This is a genomic window from Kitasatospora sp. HPM-01-4, from assembly GCF_051374625.1.
Lineage (GTDB): Bacteria > Actinomycetota > Actinomycetes > Streptomycetales > Streptomycetaceae > Kitasatospora.
In genome coordinates, this window is the sequence record NZ_JBPQGP010000005.1 from 920,669 (window position 1) to 938,806 (window position 18,138).

Genomic DNA, 18,138 nt, shown 5'->3' on the forward strand with positions numbered 1-18,138 from the left:
GATGCGCGGACTCGACGTGATCGCCGAGGTCCTGTCCACCGGCAGGTTCCTCGGGCTGGGCCCGGGATCCACCGCCGACGAGGTGACGAGCCGGTTCGGCGACGGGGTGAGCGAGGTCCACGGCACGCAGCCGGGGACGCGCCTGCTCCGGATCGACTACGGGCTGGTGGAGTTCACCTTCGGCGGCGAGCCCGACTGGGCGTGCCGCTGGTACTCGGTGCAGCTGCACCGGCTGGCCTCGTCACCCGGCCTGGCCGGGCGGGTCGAGCAACGGTTCGGGCTGCGGTTCGACGAGGCCGTCCACTGGGCCGACCTGCCGGCCGAGCTGCGCCGGACCGCCCGGGCCGAGGGCCCGGTGGAGCCGGACGACTGGCCGCGCTTCGCCCGCTACCGGATCGAGCCGTCGAAGGCGACCGTTCACACGGCCGCCTTCGACGAGCTGTCGGAGACGATCGAGAAGATCGTGATCGGCGTCTGACGCTCCGGTGACTGACGGCGTGCGGGCCCCGCCTCGGGCGGTGGCCGGCACGCCGTCAGTGCTTTTCCGTGCCCTCGCGGCACGGGCGACACGGGTCGACGATCCGTCAGATATCGGCCTTGAGCGAGAACGTCCCGCCGAACCGGTCGCGGACCTGCACCGCCGGCGGGGTCTCCCGCCCACCCCGGCACACCGCCCGGATGGCCGCTGCGATCTGCGGATCAGGCTGGGGCCGTCGCCCCAGAACACCCCAACTCGGAGTATGCACAAGGAGCTTGGAACCAGCCACCAGGACCGGGCAGGGGCTATGCCAGGCCGAGGTTCTGCAGTGCGGTGGTCCAGTTGGTGGCGATGGCGTTCTGCGCGTCCGCCAGCTGCACCTGGCCGCCGCACACGGCCCGCTTCAGCTTGTTCTCCACCGAGTCCTTGGTGTACGAGGTCCCGCCGCTCGTGTCGGTCGCATAGTGCGGCTCGGGCCACAGGTTGGCGGGGTCGGTCGGCGAACCGCCCAGCTCCAGCGGGATGAAGTGGTCCTCCTCGTAGTCCGACGGGTTGGTGTCGGAGTAGCCGTACTCGGCTATCTGCTGGATCTTCAGCTTGTTGGTGTACGAGGTCGGCGGGCGGACGGTCGCGGTCCAGCCGGAGACGCAGATCGTCGAGTCGATGGTGTCCTGGGTGACGTCCGGATTGACCGCACCCGGGGTGCAGTTGGGGTCGGGCAGCGGCAGGTAGTCCTGCGAGCAGGAGACGGTGTTCGCACTCGCGGCGGGAGCGAGCGGAGCGGCGCCGGCCGAACCGGTACCGAGGGCGAGACCGCCGGCGGTGAGGGCGAGCGCGGCGACGGACGTGACGATTCGTCTGGCGGAGGACATGTGGGGTGAGCTCCAGAAATATCGGCCCGAACATGACAGCCGGGCGGGTATGTTCATCGCATCATCAACCCGGTGGTCCCGACAGGCCTCCGCCATGGAATTCTTGATTACCAGTCAGTTACGTTCGATCAACGCTGGTAGCGTCGAGGCCCCCGGTGATCCGGCGGGCGGTGCACCCCATCCGGACCGTCCGCGAGCCGGATTGTCCGCTGTCCGGTGCAGAGTTGGGCCTGGACGTCCATGGCATCGGTTGGCCATCGATGGAGTGAGCGTCGATGAAGCCAGAAGTCCAAGCACAGCGGCAACAACGGCAACTGCGTCGAGTGCGCGGGTTTGCCCGGCGAGGTTGCGGCTCATGACCGCAAGGGTCCGGAGGGGGCGGCCCTCAGGTACCGCGAAGACGTCTTCGTCCGTTTCATCGCGGCAGGTGCCACCGACACCCTGACGGAAAGCGCCTTCCTGCTGGGCTGACGGAGGCCTCGGACAAGCCTCATCGTCCCGGCTCAGAAGGCACTTTCGCGTTTCCGATCAGGATCCGGACACCGCGGCAAGTGAAACGCCCGGATCAGTGGGTGAAGTCGACCGGTGCCCTCAGGTTCTGGTTGTAGCCGACGCCGTTGTTCCAGACGGTGACGCTCCAGTACGCCGAGACCTCGCTGCCGGAGTTGGTTCGCGTGCTGTCGAAGCAGGCGAGGCTCTGACCCGGGGCGATGTTGTACTGGCCGGCGTTGTTGCAGTCTCCGTATCCCCACTGGTTCCAGTTGAGTTCCGGGGTCACGTGGGCCTGAACGGCTGTGGTCGAACCGCCACCGGTGACGATCAGAATCGACTGCCAGGAGCTGCCCGAGACCTTCATGCAGGGCAGCACATAGAGACCGTTGATGTTGACGGTGCTACCGGCCTGGCCGCAGTCCCAGGAACTGTCCCTCGTGAATCCCTGCCACGTCAGCGGCGTGGCATAGGCCGATCCGGCTGTACTCAGGGCAAGTGCGGTTCCGAGGACGCCGACCGCAACCGCTCTGATCATCTTCGGGCGCTTGATCTGCATGAAGCCCCACAGTCATCAAGAGGGGCGGACTCTCTGCCTCCCCCCGTGGCGCAAGGAGCGTATCGACGGCTCACCTGGCGCCGCAAGGGTGTTCGCGCTGCCCTTGCCGTGCCCGTTCGACGCCCTACAGGCTGTCGTCGCCGACCGAGTAGCAGCAGAAATGGGCCACCGTGCCTCCGACGAAGACGCGGCGGCAAGGCCGGGCGGAGGCGGCCTGGCCTCCTTCTGGGCCGCCCGCACGCCGCACCCACCCAGGCAGCGAAAGGGCCACTGACCAACGATGTCGGCTGGATGAGGCCCCACAAGGACCACCACCAACGACAGTGTGTGGGCGGCGACTTGAATTCATCGGACATGCGAGGAACTCCAATACTCGTACGGGAGAAGGAGAGAGTCGCCGGTCCGCCGACACCGGAACGGCGTCCGTACTACCCGAGGCGGTCGGATCCTCAGGGCTCCGGCAGGCCGACTCGGTGAGATCCGACCGAGCGACGGCGGGCACGCCGACCGACCGGTCGAGGAGGCGCGGAGGGGTCGAAGACACCGCGATCCCGCCGCGCGGGCCTCGGCGTGTCCACGGCCGGCGCGCCTACGGGACGATGACGACCTTGCCTGCGACGGTGCGCGACTCGGCCAGTGCGAGCGCTGCGGCGGCGTCGGCCAGCGGGAACTCCGCGGCGACCTGTGCGGTGAGCACACCGTCGGCCAGCAGCGTCAGCACCTGGGTGAGGTCCTCGCGCAGCCGGCCCCGGAAGGCGTCCGGGCGTCGCTTGCCCGCCCAGAAGTTGTAGAAGTGTGCGGCCTTGCCGTTGGGCAGGAGGTTCCACAACATCAGCCACGCGAACGACTTCAGTACCGGCAGTCGCGCGTTGCCGTCCTCGTTCTTCGTGGCAGCGGTGCCATAGGACACCAGCACCCCGCCCCGGCGTAGAAGCCGCCACGACTCCTGCAGTCCGGCGCCACCGACATGATCGAACACCGCGTCCACGCCGTCCGGCGCGAGCTCCCGGATCCGCCGGTACATGTCCGGGTCGCGGTAGTCGACCGGGATCGCGCCCAGCTCACGCACCGTGTCGTGGTGCCGTGTCGACGCCGTGCCGATCACCGTGATCCCCGCGTGCCGGGCCAGCTGTACGAGCGTCGACCCGACTCCACCGTTGGCGCCGAGCACCACGATCGTCGCGCCGGCGGTCACCCTGGCGGTCCGGTACAGCATCTGCCAGGCCGTGATCCCGTTGACCACGACGGTCTCCGCGGCAGCCGCCGTCACGCCGTCCGGCACGGCCACCAGATCCGCGGCGTCGAGCAGCAGGAAGCTGGCCCAGGCGCCGGTCTTGGTGACAGCGGCGAACCGGCGCCCGATCATCGCGGCGTCCACATCCGGGCCGACAGCGGCCACCGTGCCGACCACGTCGTACCCGGGCACGAAGGGGAAGGGCGGCTGGTCGTAGTACTTGCCGCGACGCATCTGCTGCTCGGCGAAGGACACGCCGGTGGCGTCCATCCTCAACATGACCTGGCCCGCAGCGGGTTGAGGGATGTCGCGGGTGCGGACCTGCAGGCCGCTCGCGTCGACGCTGCCCGGCAGGACGACCTCGGTAGCCAGGGTGACAGCTGTGCCGTTCATTGCGCACTCCATGTCGGATCACTTGTCGGTGATTGTGGGTACGGCCGTAAAGTTACACACGTAATCTTAGATCGCACAAGAGCTTGCACCTGTAAGTTCTCGTATGTAAAGCTCACGCCATGACCAACACGTCGACCGCAGCACCCGCCCGTCCCCGCAACCGCCGCGGGGAGGGCGCCCGCCTGCACGACGAGATCGTGGCCGCGGCGGTCGAACTGCTCGATGAGACCGGCAACGAAGCCGCCATCACGCTGCGGTCCGTCGCCCGCCGCATCGGGATCGCCGCGCCCTCGATCTACCGGCACTTCGCCGATCAACCGGCCATCATGCTGGCCGTGGTGAAGCAGGCTTTCGCCCAGCTGGAGACGGAACTGCGCACTGCCCTGGACGCCGCCGGCAGCGACCCCCGACAGCGGCTGCTCGCCCTCTGCCACGCCTACCTGCGGTTCGCACAGGAGCATCCCGAGCGGTACCGCACCATGTTCGGCGGCCTCTGGATGCCCGCACTGCACGACACCTCCGTGACGGCGGACGACATGGCGAATCTCGGCGAGGGATGCCTGCGACTGCTAAGCGAGGCACTGAACGACTGCGTCACCGCCGGCCAGGCCACCAGCACCGACCTGGACGCGGACACCGTCGCACTCTGGCTGGGCCTGCACGGACTGGCACACCAACGGGCGGTGACCGTCGCCTTCCCATGGCCGCCGGACATCGCCGACCGCATCATCACCGCACTGGCGCACCTCAACACCCACTGAACCGTTCCTCACGCGAAGTCGACGGTCGCCGCGGAGCCGCCCACCACAACGCGCCGACGCCCCCGACTGCCCCATGGCCCGCCGGGCGCACCGCCGAACGGTCCCGAATTCCCCCGTCGCGGGCCGTGCTCAGCGAGGTCCGCATGCCTCGCATGGACTCCCCCATGGAGATCGACCCGGCGGCACACTCCGCGAGTACCGACCTGCCGCTCGACCAGGCCGGATCAATCGGCACCCGCAGACTCCGGTGCACCGGGCCCGGCAGGACTCAGAACGGCGGTGCGGCCGGGGCCGGGCCGAGGGTGGTGGTGCCCGGCGCGGCCTGGTGGCCCAGTCCGCTGCGGTAGGTGTCCAGTGCCTCCTCCAACCGGCCGGTGCGGCGCAGCAGGTCGCCGAGCAGCCGGCACAGGTCGGCCAGGTCGGCCGCCGCGCCGGCGCCGGCCAGCAGGTCGAGGGCGGCCCGGTAGTGGGCCTCGGCCGCGGCCGGGTCGCCGCACTGCTCGGCGATCCGGCCGAGCAGCCGGTGTGCCGCCCCGGCGTGCACCGCGCCGCGGCCCGGGTGCAGCGCGTCGAGCAGGTCGGTGAGCAGTGCCGCGGCCTCCTCGGGGCGGCCCGCGCGGCGCAGCACATCGGCCAGTTCGACGTCGATCTGCTGGGTGTAGAGGGCGGCCTGACCGCGTGTCAGCAGCTCGCGGGCGAGCCGCAGTTCACGCTCGGCGGCGGGCAGGTCCCCGTCCTGGGCCCGCAGGTAGCCGCGCATCCAGTGGCAGTGGGCGAGTTCGGTACCGATCCGCAGCTGCCGGTAGAGCTCCTCGGCCTTGGCCAGCGAGGCCTCCGCCTCGGCCGCCCGGCCCTCGGCCAGCAGGGTGCGGGCCACCCCGCGGTGCAACCGGGCCACCAGTGCCGGGTCGTCGACCCGGGGGGCCAGCGCCAGCGCGAGGTCGGCGGCCTGGGCGGCGCGGCGGTGCGCTCCGAGGTCCATGTAGGGGGCGATCACCGCGGAGTAGAGCAGCAGCAGGGCGTGCGGGTCGGCCAGGCCGCCGGTGTTGAGCTGGTCGATCGCGCTCTCCAGCAGGTAGCAGCAGTAGCGCAGGTCGCCGGCCAGCAGGTGGGCGACGGCCCGGCCGCGCAGGGCCGGCACCCGTTGCGGCAGCGGCGCCTGCCGCAGCAGGTCCTCGGAGCGCTGGAAGGATTCGATGGCCCGGTCCAACTCCCCGAGGTCCAGGGCGCAGTCACCGAGCCCCAGCAGCGCGGCCGCCTGCTGTTCGGCCAGGCCGTGCCGCTCGGCCTCGGCGGCGAGCTCCCGGTACTCCTCCGCCGCCCGGGCCGGTTCGCCGGCGCAGAGCAGTTGGCGAGCCTCGGCCAGCCGCAGCCCCAGCTCGCCGGCCAGCTGCGGGGGCCGCCCGGTGGTCAGCAGCTCGTAGCTCACCTCGAGCCGGTCGGCCAGGTAGCGCAGCGCGGCCTCGGAGGGGCGCACTTTGCCGGCCTCCAGCGTGGAGATGTACGCGGCGGTGTAGTCAGGCTCGGCCAGGGCGCGCTGGGTCAGGCCGCGCTCGGTGCGCAGCCGGAGCACCCGGCGGCCGATGGCCAGCCGATCGGTCGGCTCGTTCACTGGTGTCACATCCGCAGAGGCTAATGCCGCAGGGGCTATTGCCGGACCGCGCCGGCGCCACTAGCTTAACCGCTTATGTAAGTCAGGCACTTAATCTCACTTACATCAGCGGTTAACTCACCGCTCCCCCACCCATGCACCGGAACGGAACCCCCATGCGCATCCGCCAGGCCCTGGTCAGCGGCGCCACCACGCTCGCCGCCACGCTCAGCCTGCTCGCCGCCGCCCCCGCGGCCCCCGCCACGGCCGACGGCCCCGCCCGCGCGGGACGGGCCGCCGCGCCCGCACCGGCCCCGCTCGGGTCACCGCGCGTGGCCGCCGGCAGCGGCCCGATCTGCTGGTTCGGCGCATGCTACGACTACGTGTCCGGACGTCAGATCACCGACACCGCCGGCGCCACGGTCCGGATGCTCCAGGCGGCACCGGCGATCAAGCCCGGCGACACCGAATCGCACTCGCTGCAGGAGCTGGCCCTGCAGTCCGCCGACAAGAAGTCCACCGTGGAGATCGGCTGGACCGTCGACTACGGGCTCAACGGCGACCTGCTGCCGCACCTGTTCGTCTACCACTGGGTGGACGGCGCGGAGAGCTGCTACAACGGCTGCGGCTTCGTCCAGGTCTCGCGCACCGCCAAGGCCGGCATGGCGCTGCGGCCCGGCACGGCCGCCCGCTTCGCGATCCAGAACGTGGCGGGCGACTGGTGGGTGTTCTACAACGAGCAGGCGGTCGGCTACTTCCCCGGCTCCCTCTGGGGCGGCACCTACACCCGGGCCCAGGTGGTCACCGCCTTCGGCGAAGTGGCCCACGCCGCCGGCAGCACCTGCGAGCAGATGGGCGACGGCCGCTTCGGCGCCAAGGGCGGCTCCGGCTGGATATCCGACTACCGCCTGCTCGGCGCCACCGACCGCTCCCACCTCACGGTCACCGCCACCAGCCCCGCCCTCTACGACGCCGGCCACATCACCCCCACCTCCTTCCGCCTCGGCGGCCCCGGCTCCGGGCCCTGCTGAACGGCCTTCGCCCGGCACGGGGAACGGGAGGACGGGCCTGGCCGCTGACGGCCGACGGCGGCTGCCGGCGGTCATGCGCCTCGGCTCCGGTGAAGATCCCATCCAGTGCGTCCGTGGTCAGCGCCTGCGTCACCCCGTCCCTCACCGGCAGCATCACCGACTCCACCCAAGCCAGCGGCGAGGGCGGCCTCTCCCTCCTGATTCCCTCTCACTCGGCCGAACAGGTCGGGTGCGCGAATCAGCGGTCCGCGAATCAGCGGTCCGCGAATCAGCGGTCCACGGGGAGGCCGCCCTGCTGCTTGATCGGCTTCATGATGATCTGGGAGTTGACGGCGGTGGCCCCGGTCAGCGTGGTCAGTCTTTCGATCCACAGCTTCTCGTAGGCCGCCAGGTCGGCGACGGCGACACGCAGCAGGCACCCGGGGCTGCCCATCAGCCGGTACGCCTCCACCACGTCGGGAATTGCCAGCAGTTCGTCCTCGAAGGCGGCGACCGACCTCGTGTCCCGCTCGACCGACACGAGCACCTCGAAGCCCCGGCCGACCGCGTGCGGGTTGACGATCGCGCGGTAGCCCTCGATCACGCCGTCCTGCTCCAACTGCCTCACGCGCCGCATGCAGGGAGATGCCGTGAGGCCCACCCGCTGGGCGAGTTCCTGGTTGGTCAGCCGCCCGTCCTTCTGGAGCTCACGCAAGATAGCCCTGTCAATCTGATCCATACCGCGATTATCTGCCACGGGGGCGCGCTTGACCTGCAGGGATTGGCAACCCGATTGCGGCGGTTTCACCGTAATCTTGCGCGCGGCGCATTCGCCACTCCCCACACCCCCCTTGGAACGGACACCTCCATGCAGCCTGCCCCTGGAACGCCGAACGGCCTCGGGACCCGAACCGAGCACGACCTGCTCGGCGAACGCGACGTACCGGCCGACGCGTACTACGGCATCCACACCCTCCGGGCGGTGGAGAACTTCCCGATCACCGGGACCCAGGTCTGCGTGTACCCGGATCTGGTGGCCGCGCTGGCCTGCGTCAAGCAGGCGGCGGCGATGGCCAACCGCGACCTCGCCCTGCTGGAGGACGGCAAGGCGGAGGCGATCGTGGCGGCCTGCGAGGAAGTCCGCGCCGGACGGTTCCACGACCAGTTCGTCGTCGACGTGATCCAGGGCGGAGCGGGCACGTCCACCAACATGAACGCCAACGAGGTGGTCGCCAACCGCGCCCTGGAGCTCCTCGGACACGCCAAGGGCGAGTACCGGCTGGTCCACCCGCTGGAGGACGTCAACGCGGGGCAGAGCACCAACGACGTGTACCCGACCGCCGTCAAGATCGCCCTCCACTTCGCGGCCCGTGGTCTGCTGGAGGCCATGGCCGAGCTGCGGGACGCCTTCTCCGCCAAGGCGGCGGAGTTCGCGGACGTCCTGAAGATGGGGCGCACCCAGCTCCAGGACGCCGTGCCCATGACGCTCGGTCAGGAGTTCGCCGCGTTCGCGGTCATGCTGGAGGAGGACCGCGGTCGGCTGGCCGAGGCCTGCGAGCTGATCCGCGAGATCAACCTCGGCGGCACCGCCATCGGCACCGGCCTCAACGCACACCCCGCCTACGCGGCCACCGCCTGCGCCCACCTCGGCACCATCACCGGCATACCCCTGGTGGTCGCGGGCGACCTGGTCGAGGCGACCCAGGACGCCGGAGCGTTCGTCCAGTTGTCCGGCGTGCTCAAGCGGATCGCCGTCAAGCTCTCCAAGACCTGCAACGACCTGCGGCTGCTCTCCTCGGGCCCGCGCACCGGTCTCGGGGAGATCAACCTGCCCGCGGTGCAGGCGGGTTCGAGCATCATGCCGGGCAAGGTCAACCCGGTGATCCCCGAGGTGGTGAACCAGATCGCCTTCGAGGTCATCGGGAACGACCTGACCGTCACCTTCGCGGCGGAGGCGGGCCAGCTCCAGCTCAACGCCTTCGAGCCGGTCATCGCCCACAGCCTGCTGAAGAGCCTCACCCACCTGCGGGCCGGCTGCCTGACCCTCGCCGAGCGCTGCGTCACCGGTATCACCGCCAACCGCGAGCACCTCGCCCATCTGGTCGCGCACTCCATCGGCCTGGTCACCGCCCTCAACCCGCACATCGGCTACGAGAACGCCACCAGCATCGCGCAGGAGGCACTGACCACCGGCGCCTCCGTGCACGACCTGGTGCTCCGCAGAGGACTGCTCACCCAGGCGGAGCTCAGCGAGATCCTCCGCCCCGACAGTCTCGCCCGTCCCCACAGCCGCTGACGGATGGGAGCCGGGCGAGCCGGCACCGGCGCGGGCGCACTCGATGTCCGAGGCGGCCCGCGCCTCCAGCCGATCCCCGTGACGGTGCATGAAGACGGCCGGATGGAGGAATGATCGCCCAGGCGAGTCTGCCGTGAGCATGACGATCACAGGGAGGGGGCGGGATGGCGACGGTGGCGGAGTTCACGGCACTGTCCTCCGCTCTGACCGGCTTCACCCCGGCGGAGCTGCGCGGTACGGGCATGGCCGGGGTCTACCGGTCGCTGGTGGTCCAGCGGGCGGGCTCGGAGCTCCTCGACCGGCTCGCAGCCGCGGTGGCCGGGGCCGCGGCTTCCGCGCTCGGTGACGGTCCGGAACGGGAGCTGGCCCGGGCGATCACCCACCTGTGGTACCTCGGCACATGGCCAGGGCTTCGAGGTTCCGCGTTCCCGGAGGAGGACGCCGCGTTCGTGGTCTCCGCTCGCGCCTACACCGAGGGCCTGGTGTGGCGGACGTTCGGCGGGCACGCCCCGAGCACCGGCTCACCGGGGCACGGCAGTTGGTCGCACGCGCCGGCCGTCCCGCGGGACCGTTCGGCGGGCCCGGCATGAGCGCGTCCGGGACTCGGCGCTGGGACGTGGTCGTGGTCGGTGCCGGTTTCACCGGCAGCCTGGTCGCCAGGGTGCTCGGCGACCGCGGCTGGCGCGTTCTGGTCCTGGAAGCCGGATCGGGCTCCACGGCCACCGGGCCCGACCGCCGGCTGGAGGCGTACCGGACGGCGCTGGTCAAGTCACCGAACTCGCCCTACCCGACGAACACCGCCGCACCCTCGCCGGACGTCACCGACCTCACCGGCCGCCCGGACGGCACGTACGAGGCGCAGGGCTACTTCGTGCAACGCGGCCCGCTGCCGTACGCCAGCGGCTACCTGCGGGCCAACGGCGGTACGGGACTCGCCTGGACGGGCCTGGCGCCGCGCATGCACCCCGAGGACTTCCGGGCGGGCGACTTCGGGCACGGCCGCAACTGGCCGATCGGATACGGGGATCTGGAACCGTACTACCGGGCGGCGGAGTCGGAGCTGGGCGTCGCCGCCGACGCGGAGGAGCAGCGCGAGGCCGTCGGGCTCCCGTTCCCGGACGGCTACCGGTTCCCGATGCGGGCGATCCCGCGCAGCCGGCTCGACCGGGCCATGGCCGAGGCACTGGACGGCCGGTCCGTACGGGACTCCGGCGCCCGGGTCGGGCTCCGCGTCACCACGACACCCCATGCCCGCAACGGCGTACCCCATCCCGGGTACGCCGGCGGCGCCGGATACCGGCCGGACGGCGGACTCTGCGTCGGGCACGCCAGTTGCGTGCCCATCTGCCCGTCGGGCGCGAAGTACACCCCGCTCAGGACCCAGGCCCGCTGGGCGCCGTCCGTCACCCTGATCACCGATGCGGTCGTCACCCGTGTCCGGATCGGCGCCGACGGCCGTGCCACCGGCGTCGACTACGTACCCCACGACGGCGGGGCCACCGGCCGTACGCACGCCGTCGACGCCGACCTGGTGGTGCTGGCCGCGCACGCGATCGAGAACGCCAGGCTCCTGCTGCTCTCCGGCGCGGCCGACACCAGCGGCCAGGTCGGGCGCAACCTCATGGACCACCCCGTCCTGCTCACCTGGGGCCTGATGCCGGACCAGGTCGGGCCGTACCGGGGACCGGGATCGACGTCCGGCCTGGAAGGCTTCCGCTTCGGCCCCGCCCGCGCCCACCGCGCACCGTTCCGCGTCGAGATCGGCAACTGGGGCTGGACCTGGGCGCTCGGCCCACCCGATCTGCGGGTCGCCGAGCTCCTGCGCACCGGCGGCCCGGACGGCCGCGGCCTGTTCGGCGCCGAGCTGCGCCGCACGGTCGGCGACCGCGTGGGGCGGGAGTTCGCGTTCCAGTTCGAGATGGAGCAGGACGCCGACCCCGCCAACCGGGTCACCCTCGACCCTCGCCACCGCGACCGGCTCGGCCTGCCCCGCCCGGTCCTCCACTACGACCTGTCCGACTGGGTCAGACGCGGGATCGCCGCCGCCGGGAACGTCTCCGAGCAGCTCATGGCCATGCTCGGCGCCGAGGACCACACCCGCTTCGAACCCGGTCCCGCCTGGCCCGGCTACTTCGAACACGAGGGCCGGCCGTACGCCTACCGGGCCGCCGGCCACGGCGCCGGCACCCACATCATGGGCGACTCCCCCACCACCTCCGTCGTCGACCAGTGGCAGCGCTGCTGGGACCACACCAACCTCTACACGGTCGGCTGCGGCTCCATGCCCACGGTCGCCACCTCGAACCCCTCGCTCACCATGGCGGCCCTCGCCCTGCGCAGCGCCGACCGCATGCACCAGGACCTGCTCACCCGCCACCGGCCGATCCACGTCAAGCGCGCCTTCGAAGGAGCCGACCACCCGTGAACCCGGACCAGCGCCAGCCCCTGCCACCCGTCCCCGCGCCGTACCTGCTCCCCTTCCACTACGGTGCGCTGCACAACATCGGCCTCGACTACCTGGTCGACCCCGGACCGGCCCGCGACCTGCTCGCCGAACGCCACCCCGGCCTCGTGGTCACCGAGTTCGACGGGCAGGCATGCGTCTCGCTCAACTACCAGCTGTACTTCGCGCAGTACCCGAACGGCGGCGGGATCACCCAGGAGATCGAGGTCAACATCATCGCCCACCCCGCCGCCGAGGCCCACCGCCTGCCCGCCCTCGACTACGACCAGTACGCGCGGGGCTTCGACCAGACCAAGCTCCTCGGCATCGCGCGCATCCACGTCCTGTGCGACAACCCGCTGGCCATCGACGCCGGCCGCCGCCTCTACGCCGAACCCAAGTACCCCGGCTGGTTCGAGACCACCATGCCCTCCCTCAACGGCCCCGCCGACCGGAGGACTTGGTCCATCGCCTGCAAGCGGGCCCGGTTCACCCCCGACGGCGCGGGCATCGAACGCGACGAGCGCACCCTGTTCACGCTCCACGCCGACCTGGACGGCCTCACTTCCGAGCCGGTCAACAACACGCCGATCACCGGCTACGGCACCGATCCCGGGGCGGGCCTGCTCGCCGGCCCGATGAACGTCTACCACCCGTACCAGTACCACGGCATCACCGCCGCCACCGCCCACCGCGTCCGGCTCACCGTCACCGACCCGGCCGGCGACGTCGGCCGTCACCTCGACCGGCTCGTCGGCGACACCCCGGCGGCCGGTGTGTGGACCTACCAGTCCGCCCCGGTGGCCGCCCACAACCGGCCCTACTACCTTCCCGCCAAGGCCTGAGGAGAGCGGCTCGGCTCAGCCGCTCGGTGAGCGAAGGCGCAGGTGGGCGGCGTGGACCGTTGCGGCCACCCGGTGGACCAGCTCCGGAAGTGCCGCCAGGACCGGGGCGCTGAGCCCGGGGCCGAGACCGAAGTCCGCGCCCTGGACCGCGTGGACCACGAGTTCGCGGGGCATCCGGTCGAGCGCGGCGGCCAGGGCGACGGTCTCACCGAGGCCCAGGCCGTGGCTGCTGGCCGGGCCGCTCGCGCACCTGGCGGTCGCCTCGGCGTCCAGGGTGTGCAGCCGCCCGGGGCTGCCCGGGTGCGCGTGCACGGTCTCGGCCACGACCACGGTGTCCTGGGCGTCCCAGAGGCCGAGCATCCGGCCGGGCTCGCCGTCGCTGACGGTGAGCAGCGTGTCCTCGGGCACCTGTCCGCGCAGTGCTTCGACGACGGCCGGCCCTGCTCCGTCGTCCCGGCGGTAGGGGTTCCCGACGCCGATCACGACGACCCGGCCCGTCACGCCCGGTCCACGGTCAGGTCGAGGAAGTGGGTGGAGCAGGAGATGCACGGGTCGTGGTTGCGCACGGCCCGTTCGCACAGGGCGGTCAGCTCCGCGTCGGTGGGCGGGTCGCCGGAGTCGTCCAGGCGGGACTGGACCAATCGCCGCAGGTCCTCCTCGATCGCCGCCTGGTTCTGGGCGGTGGGCGGGATGATCCTGGCGAAGGTGAGGGTGCCGTCCGCGTCCATCGCGTAGCGGTGGTAGAGCAGGCCGCGCGGCGCCTCGGTGGCGGCGCAGCCCTCGGCCGCGCGGGGCGGCACGTCGACGTACGGCCGGGGCGGCGGTTCGTAGGCGTCGATGATCCGCAGGGCCTCCTCCACCGCGTGCACCACTTCGACGGCGCGGACGATGATGCTGCGGAACGGGTTCCGGCACACCGCGCCGGCGGCCGGGTCACCGAGTCCGGCCGCCCGGGCGGCTTCGGCGGCGGTCGGGTGCAGCCAGCGGCCGCTGACGGCGTAGCGGGCCAGTGAGCCGGTGAGGTGGCGTCCGCCGTCCAGGCTCGATCTCAGGGCGGTGGAGTGGGGAACGTGTTCCTCGACCACATGCCGTTCGAACTCACCGACAGCGAACTGGTGTTGTGAGGTCGCCTGGCCCGGAGCGGTGCCGTCGGGCGGGCTCAGAACGGTGGGCGTACCGGAGTCGATGGCGTACCGGCCGCTCTCCCGCATGGCCAGCAGTTCGCAGTCGGTCTCCGCGTCGGGGAAGTCGAAGCCGGCCACCCAGCGCACCGCCTCCAGCGCGTCGTCCCGCGCTCGGCTCAACTGTTCGGCCAGAGGTGAGAGTTCACCTCGCGACGGCACCCGGTAGAACCCGCCGAGCCGGACGTTGACCGGGTGGATGGCGCGGCCGCCGAGCAGCTCCATGACGGCGTTGCCGGCCTGTTTGATCCGCAGTCCCCGCTGGACGGGTTCGCGCTGCTCGCGGGCGAGCTCGACGGCGCTGGGGTGGCCGTGGAAGTCGGGGGCGTGCAGGAGGTGGATGTGCAGGGACTGGCTCTCGATCCATTCGCCGTAGTAGAGCAGGCGGCGCAGCTCGGCGAGTTGGCCGTCGACGGATACCCCGCAGGCGGCCTCGATGGCCTGGCAGGCGGTCATCTGGTAGGCGACGGGGCAGATTCCGCAGATCCGAGAGGTGATGTCGGGTGGTTCGGTGTGTCCTCGGCCGATCAGGAAGGCCTCGAAGAAGCGCGGCGGTTCGTAGATCCGCAGGCGGGTGTCGGTGACTTCGCCGCCGCTGATCGCCAGGTGCAGGGCGCCTTCGCCCTCCACTCTGGCGAGTGCGTCCAGGCGCAGGATCCGCTCTCCCCGGTGGCTCATCAGGCCTCCCTGTCGGTGGGGTCGTCCTGGTCGACGAGGCCGGGTAGTTCGGCGTACTCGGGGGAGGCCGCGTTGAAGGTCCGGAAGACCCTGATGACATCCCGTTCGCTCATGCCGTCGTGCTGGAGCCGGCGCACCATCGCCGGCATGTTCAGGGTGTTGGAGGGGCCGAAGCAGCCGTAGCATCCCCGGTCGTAGGCCGGGCAGATGGCGCCGCAGCCCGCGTGGGTGACGGGGCCGAGGCACGGGGTGCCGTGGGCGACGGTGATGCAGGTGGTGCCACGCCTCTTGCACTCGTAGCAGACGCTGTGCGCCGGGATGTTCGGCTTGCGTTCGGCCAGGTAGGCGGTGATCACCTCCAGTAGCTGGCGGCGGTCGATCGGACAGCCGCGCAGCTCGAAGTCGACCGGTACGTGGGCCGAGATAGGGGTGGAGGTGGCCAGCGTGGCGATGTACTCGGGGTGGGCGTAGACGGCGGCGCGGAACTCCGCCACGTCCGCGAAGTTGCGCAGGGCCTGGACGCCGCCGGCGGTGGCGCAGGCTCCGATGGTGACCAGGCGGCGGGAGATCCGCCGGACGCGGTGGATCCGCCGGACGTCCTCGTCCGTGGTGACGGACCCCTCGACCAGGGAGAGGTCGTACGGCCCCACGCCCTCCAGGGTGGCCGGTCCGTCGCCACCTTGGCCCTCGGCGCCGGACATCTCCGAGCTGGACATCTCCAGGCTGGACATCTCCAAGAAGTGCGAGATCCGCACCCGGTCGGCGAGGCCCAGCAGTTCGTCCTCGCAGTCGAGCAGGGTCAGCTGGCAGCCGTCGCAGGAGGCGAACTTCCAGACCGCCAGGGTGGGAGTCCTGTCGTCCATGTCACAGCTCCCGTACGGCGAGGAGCGGCCCGGACCGGGAGTAGTCGATCACCGGTCCGTCCAGGCACAGCAGGAGCGGTCCGAGCTGGCAGTGGCCGCAGTGGCCCGTGCCGCACTTCATGTTCCGCTCCAGCGAGACCTGGATGCGGCGCGCGGGCACACCTCGGGCGAGCAGCGCGTGCGCGGTGTGACGGAGCATCACCTCCGGCCCGCAGAGCAGTGCCCGCATGTCGTCGCCGAACGGTCGGATGCGGTCGAGCAGTGCGGTGACGACGCCGACGGGCCCCTGCCAGCCGGGGGTGGGGCGGTCGACCGTCACCTCCACCCGGGCCGAGGTGCGCCAGGTCTCCAGCTCGTCCCGGTAGAGGAGGTCCTCGGCGGTGCGGGCGCCCACCAGGACGCTGAGAGTGCCGTACCGGTCCGGGCGGTCCAGCACCCGGTGCACCACCGGGCGCAGCGGAGCCAGTCCGATGCCGCCGGCGATCACCAGGAGGTCGTCTCCGGTCGCCGGGTCCAGCTCCCAGGCGGTTCCGTACGGTCCGCGCAGGCCGACGGCATCGCCGGGGCGCAGTCGGCACAGCGCTCCGGAGACGGCGCCGACCGCGCGGACGGTGAACACCAGGGCGCCGTCCCGGTCCCGGATCGCGCTGACCGAGATCGGCACCTCGCCGATGCCGAAGGCGTAGACCATGGCGAACTGCCCCGGCAGGAAGGCGGGCAACGCGGCCTCGACGGGCAGCAGTTCGAGTGACACGGCGTCCGCCGTCTCCGGCCGGAAGGCGGACACCCGGTACGGGAACGGTGGCGCGACGGTGGTCATGGCGCTCCCGTGCCGGGTGCGTAGAGGTCGAGCAGGCGGATCCGGGTGGCCTGGAGCCGTTCGGCGATCACCTCGGCGCAGCGCAGGGTCAGCTGGTGCCCGAGAACCGGGTCCGCCGTGCACAGCGCCCGGACCTGGTCGGCGGGGAACTCCCAGGCGTCCACCGGCCCGATCGCCTGCGCGCCCAGGTGCCAGCGGTACGGCGGGAAGAGCCAGGACCAGCCGAGGAGTTGGCCCGGTCCGATGGTCTCCACGACCGGCGGCGGGCGGCCCGGTGCGTACAGGTCGAGGGCGACCTCTCCGGAGCGGATCAGCCAGAAGCGGTCGGCCGGCCCGCCTTCGTCGAAGAGCCGCCTGGCCGGAGGGAAGGAGCGCTCCAGGGCGAGGGCGAGCAGCCGGTCCCGGTGCGCCTCGGGGAGGGCTCTGAGCAGGGGTGACGACTCGGTCATGCCGGTGCCTCGCCCTCGTCCGCCGGCCGGTTGGCCCAGTCGTGGAGGGCCGCCGCCTCCTCGGTGATGTCGATGGCGACGGGGCACCAGACGATGCACCGGCCGCATCCGACGCACCCCGAGGAGCCGAACTGGTCGTACCAGGTGCCCAGTTTGTGGGTGAGCCACTGCCGGTAGCGGCTGCGCGAGGAGGCGCGCACCGTACCGCCGTGGAGGTAGGAGTGGTCCAGGTCGAAGCAGGAGTCCCACAGCCGCCAGCGTTCGGCGTGGTCGCCCGTCAGGTCGGTGATGTCCTGGGTGGTGGTGCAGAAGCAGGTCGGGCAGACCATGGTGCAGTTGCCGCAGGTCAGGCAGCGGGATGCGACGTCGTCCCAGCGCGGTGCATCCAGCGTGCCCGCCATCAGCTGGTGCAGGTCGGCCTCGGGCATGGTGCGGCCCATCCGCCCGGCGGCCTGCGAGACCCGCTCGTGGGCGGCCTCGCGGGTGGCGTCGTCGGCACTCCTGCCGGGGAGCTCGGCGAGGACCTCGGCGCCCTCCGGGCTGCCGCTGCGGATCCAGAACCGGTGTCCGCCCTCGTCATCGACCAGTTCGGTGAGTACCAGGTCGTAGCCGGGGCCGGCCGCCGGTCCGGTGCCCATCGAGACGCAGAAGCAGGTGCCGCCGGGCTCGGTGCACTCCACCGAGACCAGGAACGCTCCCGAGCGCCGCCCCTGGTAGGTCGGGTCGGCGTGCCGGCCTCCGGTGAGCACCCGGTCCTGGACGGCGATGGCGCGCAGGTCGCACGGGCGGACACCGAGGAAGGCGTAGCGGGGCGGCGGGGTGTCGTCCGCCTCGAACACCGGCTGTCCGTCGATGCGTTCGGCCCGCCACTGGCGGACCCTGGCGGGGTGCAGGAAGGTCTTCCACGACTGCGGGCCGGCCGCGTTGGCGAAGGCCGCCGTGTCCGTCCGTTCCCGCAGCCGGTACCGCCCCGCCTCGTGCTCGACGCCCCAGCCGTAGGGCAGGCTCGCGGCGGACTCCAGCTCGTCGAGCACGATGGCGCCGCCCCGTACGGTCGGGCCGATCACGGTGAAGCCGCGGGCCCGCAGGACGTCGACCAGGGCCGCCAGACCTTCCCGGTCGATCACGGCCTCGTCGGCCGAGGGAGTCGTCGATCCGTTCATCACGGCAGCCTTC

18 protein-coding genes and 1 pseudogene are annotated in these 18,138 nt (G+C 71.6%); 8 read left to right on the top strand and 11 right to left on the bottom strand.

Annotated elements, in window-relative coordinates:
• Window position 1 precedes the first annotated feature (1 nt).
• Window positions 2-478 (top strand): hypothetical protein, encoded by a 477-nt coding sequence (locus ACSMTC_RS03790; protein ID WP_436558205.1) that lies wholly within the window; start codon window positions 2-4, stop codon window positions 476-478.
• A 305-nt stretch (window positions 479-783) separates the two neighbouring features.
• Here the strand turns inward: ACSMTC_RS03790 and ACSMTC_RS03795 are convergent, their stop codons facing one another.
• Complete coding sequence (locus ACSMTC_RS03795; RefSeq protein ID WP_436558206.1) at window positions 784-1,350, bottom strand: hypothetical protein; 567 nt, start codon at window positions 1,348-1,350, stop codon at window positions 784-786.
• Window positions 1,351-1,644: 294 nt separating this feature from the next.
• Between ACSMTC_RS03795 and ACSMTC_RS03800 the strand changes: the two are divergent.
• A pseudogene (locus tag ACSMTC_RS03800) lies at window positions 1,645-1,821 on the top strand (DUF397 domain-containing protein); the annotation flags it as partial.
• A gap of 94 nt (window positions 1,822-1,915) precedes the next feature.
• Here ACSMTC_RS03800 and ACSMTC_RS03805 read toward each other — a convergent pair.
• Window positions 1,916-2,398, bottom strand: coding sequence for a hypothetical protein (locus ACSMTC_RS03805; RefSeq protein ID WP_436558207.1), 483 nt, complete (start codon window positions 2,396-2,398; stop codon window positions 1,916-1,918).
• A 589-nt stretch (window positions 2,399-2,987) separates the two neighbouring features.
• Window positions 2,988-4,025 carry a medium chain dehydrogenase/reductase family protein gene (locus ACSMTC_RS03810; RefSeq protein ID WP_436558208.1) on the bottom strand — a complete coding sequence of 346 codons (1,038 nt, stop codon included), beginning with the start codon at window positions 4,023-4,025 and terminating at the stop codon, window positions 2,988-2,990.
• A 119-nt stretch (window positions 4,026-4,144) separates the two neighbouring features.
• Here ACSMTC_RS03810 and ACSMTC_RS03815 point away from each other — a divergent pair, with 119 nt between their 5' ends.
• Complete coding sequence (locus tag ACSMTC_RS03815) at window positions 4,145-4,786, top strand: TetR/AcrR family transcriptional regulator (protein WP_436558209.1); 642 nt, start codon at window positions 4,145-4,147, stop codon at window positions 4,784-4,786.
• Window positions 4,787-5,054: 268 nt separating this feature from the next.
• On the opposite strand, the gene ACSMTC_RS03820 is transcribed toward ACSMTC_RS03815, so the two are convergent.
• On the bottom strand, window positions 5,055-6,398 hold the full coding sequence (locus tag ACSMTC_RS03820; RefSeq protein WP_436564582.1) for a tetratricopeptide repeat protein: 1,344 nt from the start codon (window positions 6,396-6,398) through the stop codon (window positions 5,055-5,057).
• A gap of 155 nt (window positions 6,399-6,553) precedes the next feature.
• On the opposite strand from ACSMTC_RS03820, the gene ACSMTC_RS03825 reads away from it, so the two are divergent.
• Complete coding sequence (locus ACSMTC_RS03825) at window positions 6,554-7,408, top strand: neprosin family prolyl endopeptidase (RefSeq protein WP_436558210.1); 855 nt, start codon at window positions 6,554-6,556, stop codon at window positions 7,406-7,408.
• A gap of 268 nt (window positions 7,409-7,676) precedes the next feature.
• Here the strand turns inward: ACSMTC_RS03825 and ACSMTC_RS03830 are convergent, their stop codons facing one another.
• Complete coding sequence (locus ACSMTC_RS03830) at window positions 7,677-8,126, bottom strand: Lrp/AsnC family transcriptional regulator (protein ID WP_436558211.1); 450 nt, start codon at window positions 8,124-8,126, stop codon at window positions 7,677-7,679.
• A 129-nt stretch (window positions 8,127-8,255) separates the two neighbouring features.
• Here ACSMTC_RS03830 and aspA point away from each other — a divergent pair, with 129 nt between their 5' ends.
• The 4 genes from aspA (at window position 8,256) to ACSMTC_RS03850 (ending at window position 12,971) form a co-directional block, all read left to right on the top strand.
• Window positions 8,256-9,683 carry an aspartate ammonia-lyase gene (gene aspA, locus ACSMTC_RS03835; RefSeq protein ID WP_436558212.1) on the top strand — a complete coding sequence of 476 codons (1,428 nt, stop codon included), beginning with the start codon at window positions 8,256-8,258 and terminating at the stop codon, window positions 9,681-9,683.
• Window positions 9,684-9,847: 164 nt separating this feature from the next.
• Entirely contained in the window at window positions 9,848-10,273 is a 426-nt protein-coding gene (locus tag ACSMTC_RS03840; RefSeq protein WP_436558213.1) for a hypothetical protein, read from the top strand.
• Window positions 10,270-12,108: a GMC family oxidoreductase gene (locus ACSMTC_RS03845; RefSeq protein ID WP_436558214.1), complete on the top strand. Its 1,839-nt coding sequence runs from the start codon at window positions 10,270-10,272 to the stop codon at window positions 12,106-12,108. Before ACSMTC_RS03840 ends, ACSMTC_RS03845 begins: the two co-directional genes overlap by 4 nt.
• Window positions 12,105-12,971, top strand: coding sequence for a hypothetical protein (locus tag ACSMTC_RS03850; RefSeq protein WP_436558215.1), 867 nt, complete (start codon window positions 12,105-12,107; stop codon window positions 12,969-12,971). Before ACSMTC_RS03845 ends, ACSMTC_RS03850 begins: the two co-directional genes overlap by 4 nt.
• A 15-nt stretch (window positions 12,972-12,986) precedes the next feature.
• On the opposite strand, the gene ACSMTC_RS03855 is transcribed toward ACSMTC_RS03850, so the two are convergent.
• The 6 genes from ACSMTC_RS03855 to ACSMTC_RS03880 are packed head-to-tail and all read right to left on the bottom strand — an operon-like array spanning window position 12,987 to window position 18,125.
• On the bottom strand, window positions 12,987-13,472 hold the full coding sequence (locus ACSMTC_RS03855; protein WP_436558216.1) for a hydrogenase maturation protease: 486 nt from the start codon (window positions 13,470-13,472) through the stop codon (window positions 12,987-12,989).
• Window positions 13,469-14,830 (bottom strand): Ni/Fe hydrogenase subunit alpha, encoded by a 1,362-nt coding sequence (locus ACSMTC_RS03860; RefSeq protein WP_436558217.1) that lies wholly within the window; start codon window positions 14,828-14,830, stop codon window positions 13,469-13,471. Before ACSMTC_RS03860 ends, ACSMTC_RS03855 begins: the two co-directional genes overlap by 4 nt.
• Window positions 14,830-15,693, bottom strand: a complete 864-nt coding sequence (locus tag ACSMTC_RS03865) for an NADH-quinone oxidoreductase subunit B family protein (RefSeq protein WP_436558218.1) — start codon at window positions 15,691-15,693, stop codon at window positions 14,830-14,832. The genes ACSMTC_RS03860 and ACSMTC_RS03865 overlap by 1 nt, the downstream gene beginning before the upstream one ends.
• A 1-nt stretch (window position 15,694) precedes the next feature.
• Complete coding sequence (locus ACSMTC_RS03870) at window positions 15,695-16,513, bottom strand: FAD/NAD(P)-binding protein (protein WP_436558219.1); 819 nt, start codon at window positions 16,511-16,513, stop codon at window positions 15,695-15,697.
• Window positions 16,510-16,962 (bottom strand): cyclic nucleotide-binding domain-containing protein, encoded by a 453-nt coding sequence (locus tag ACSMTC_RS03875; RefSeq protein ID WP_436558220.1) that lies wholly within the window; start codon window positions 16,960-16,962, stop codon window positions 16,510-16,512. Before ACSMTC_RS03875 ends, ACSMTC_RS03870 begins: the two co-directional genes overlap by 4 nt.
• Complete coding sequence (locus tag ACSMTC_RS03880) at window positions 16,959-18,125, bottom strand: 4Fe-4S dicluster domain-containing protein (protein ID WP_436558221.1); 1,167 nt, start codon at window positions 18,123-18,125, stop codon at window positions 16,959-16,961. The genes ACSMTC_RS03875 and ACSMTC_RS03880 overlap by 4 nt, the downstream gene beginning before the upstream one ends.
• Window positions 18,126-18,138 lie beyond the last annotated feature (13 nt).

Bases quoted from the DNA above. Each gene is read 5' to 3' on its own strand.
- ACSMTC_RS03790 (WP_436558205.1), top strand. From the start codon at position 2: ATGCGCGGACTCGACGTGATCGCCGAGGTCCTGTCCACCGGCAGGTTC.
- ACSMTC_RS03795 (WP_436558206.1), bottom strand. From the start codon at position 1,350: ATGTCCTCCGCCAGACGAATCGTCACGTCCGTCGCCGCGCTCGCCCTC.
- ACSMTC_RS03805 (WP_436558207.1), bottom strand. From the start codon at position 2,398: ATGCAGATCAAGCGCCCGAAGATGATCAGAGCGGTTGCGGTCGGCGTC.
- ACSMTC_RS03810 (WP_436558208.1), bottom strand. From the start codon at position 4,025: ATGAACGGCACAGCTGTCACCCTGGCTACCGAGGTCGTCCTGCCGGGC.
- ACSMTC_RS03815 (WP_436558209.1), top strand. From the start codon at position 4,145: ATGACCAACACGTCGACCGCAGCACCCGCCCGTCCCCGCAACCGCCGC.
- ACSMTC_RS03825 (WP_436558210.1), top strand. From the start codon at position 6,554: ATGCGCATCCGCCAGGCCCTGGTCAGCGGCGCCACCACGCTCGCCGCC.
- ACSMTC_RS03830 (WP_436558211.1), bottom strand. From the start codon at position 8,126: ATGGATCAGATTGACAGGGCTATCTTGCGTGAGCTCCAGAAGGACGGG.
- aspA (WP_436558212.1), top strand. From the start codon at position 8,256: ATGCAGCCTGCCCCTGGAACGCCGAACGGCCTCGGGACCCGAACCGAG.
- ACSMTC_RS03840 (WP_436558213.1), top strand. From the start codon at position 9,848: ATGGCGACGGTGGCGGAGTTCACGGCACTGTCCTCCGCTCTGACCGGC.
- ACSMTC_RS03845 (WP_436558214.1), top strand. From the start codon at position 10,270: ATGAGCGCGTCCGGGACTCGGCGCTGGGACGTGGTCGTGGTCGGTGCC.
- ACSMTC_RS03860 (WP_436558217.1), bottom strand. From the start codon at position 14,830: ATGAGCCACCGGGGAGAGCGGATCCTGCGCCTGGACGCACTCGCCAGA.
- ACSMTC_RS03865 (WP_436558218.1), bottom strand. From the start codon at position 15,693: ATGGACGACAGGACTCCCACCCTGGCGGTCTGGAAGTTCGCCTCCTGC.
- ACSMTC_RS03870 (WP_436558219.1), bottom strand. From the start codon at position 16,513: ATGACCACCGTCGCGCCACCGTTCCCGTACCGGGTGTCCGCCTTCCGG.
- ACSMTC_RS03875 (WP_436558220.1), bottom strand. From the start codon at position 16,962: ATGACCGAGTCGTCACCCCTGCTCAGAGCCCTCCCCGAGGCGCACCGG.
- ACSMTC_RS03880 (WP_436558221.1), bottom strand. From the start codon at position 18,125: ATGAACGGATCGACGACTCCCTCGGCCGACGAGGCCGTGATCGACCGG.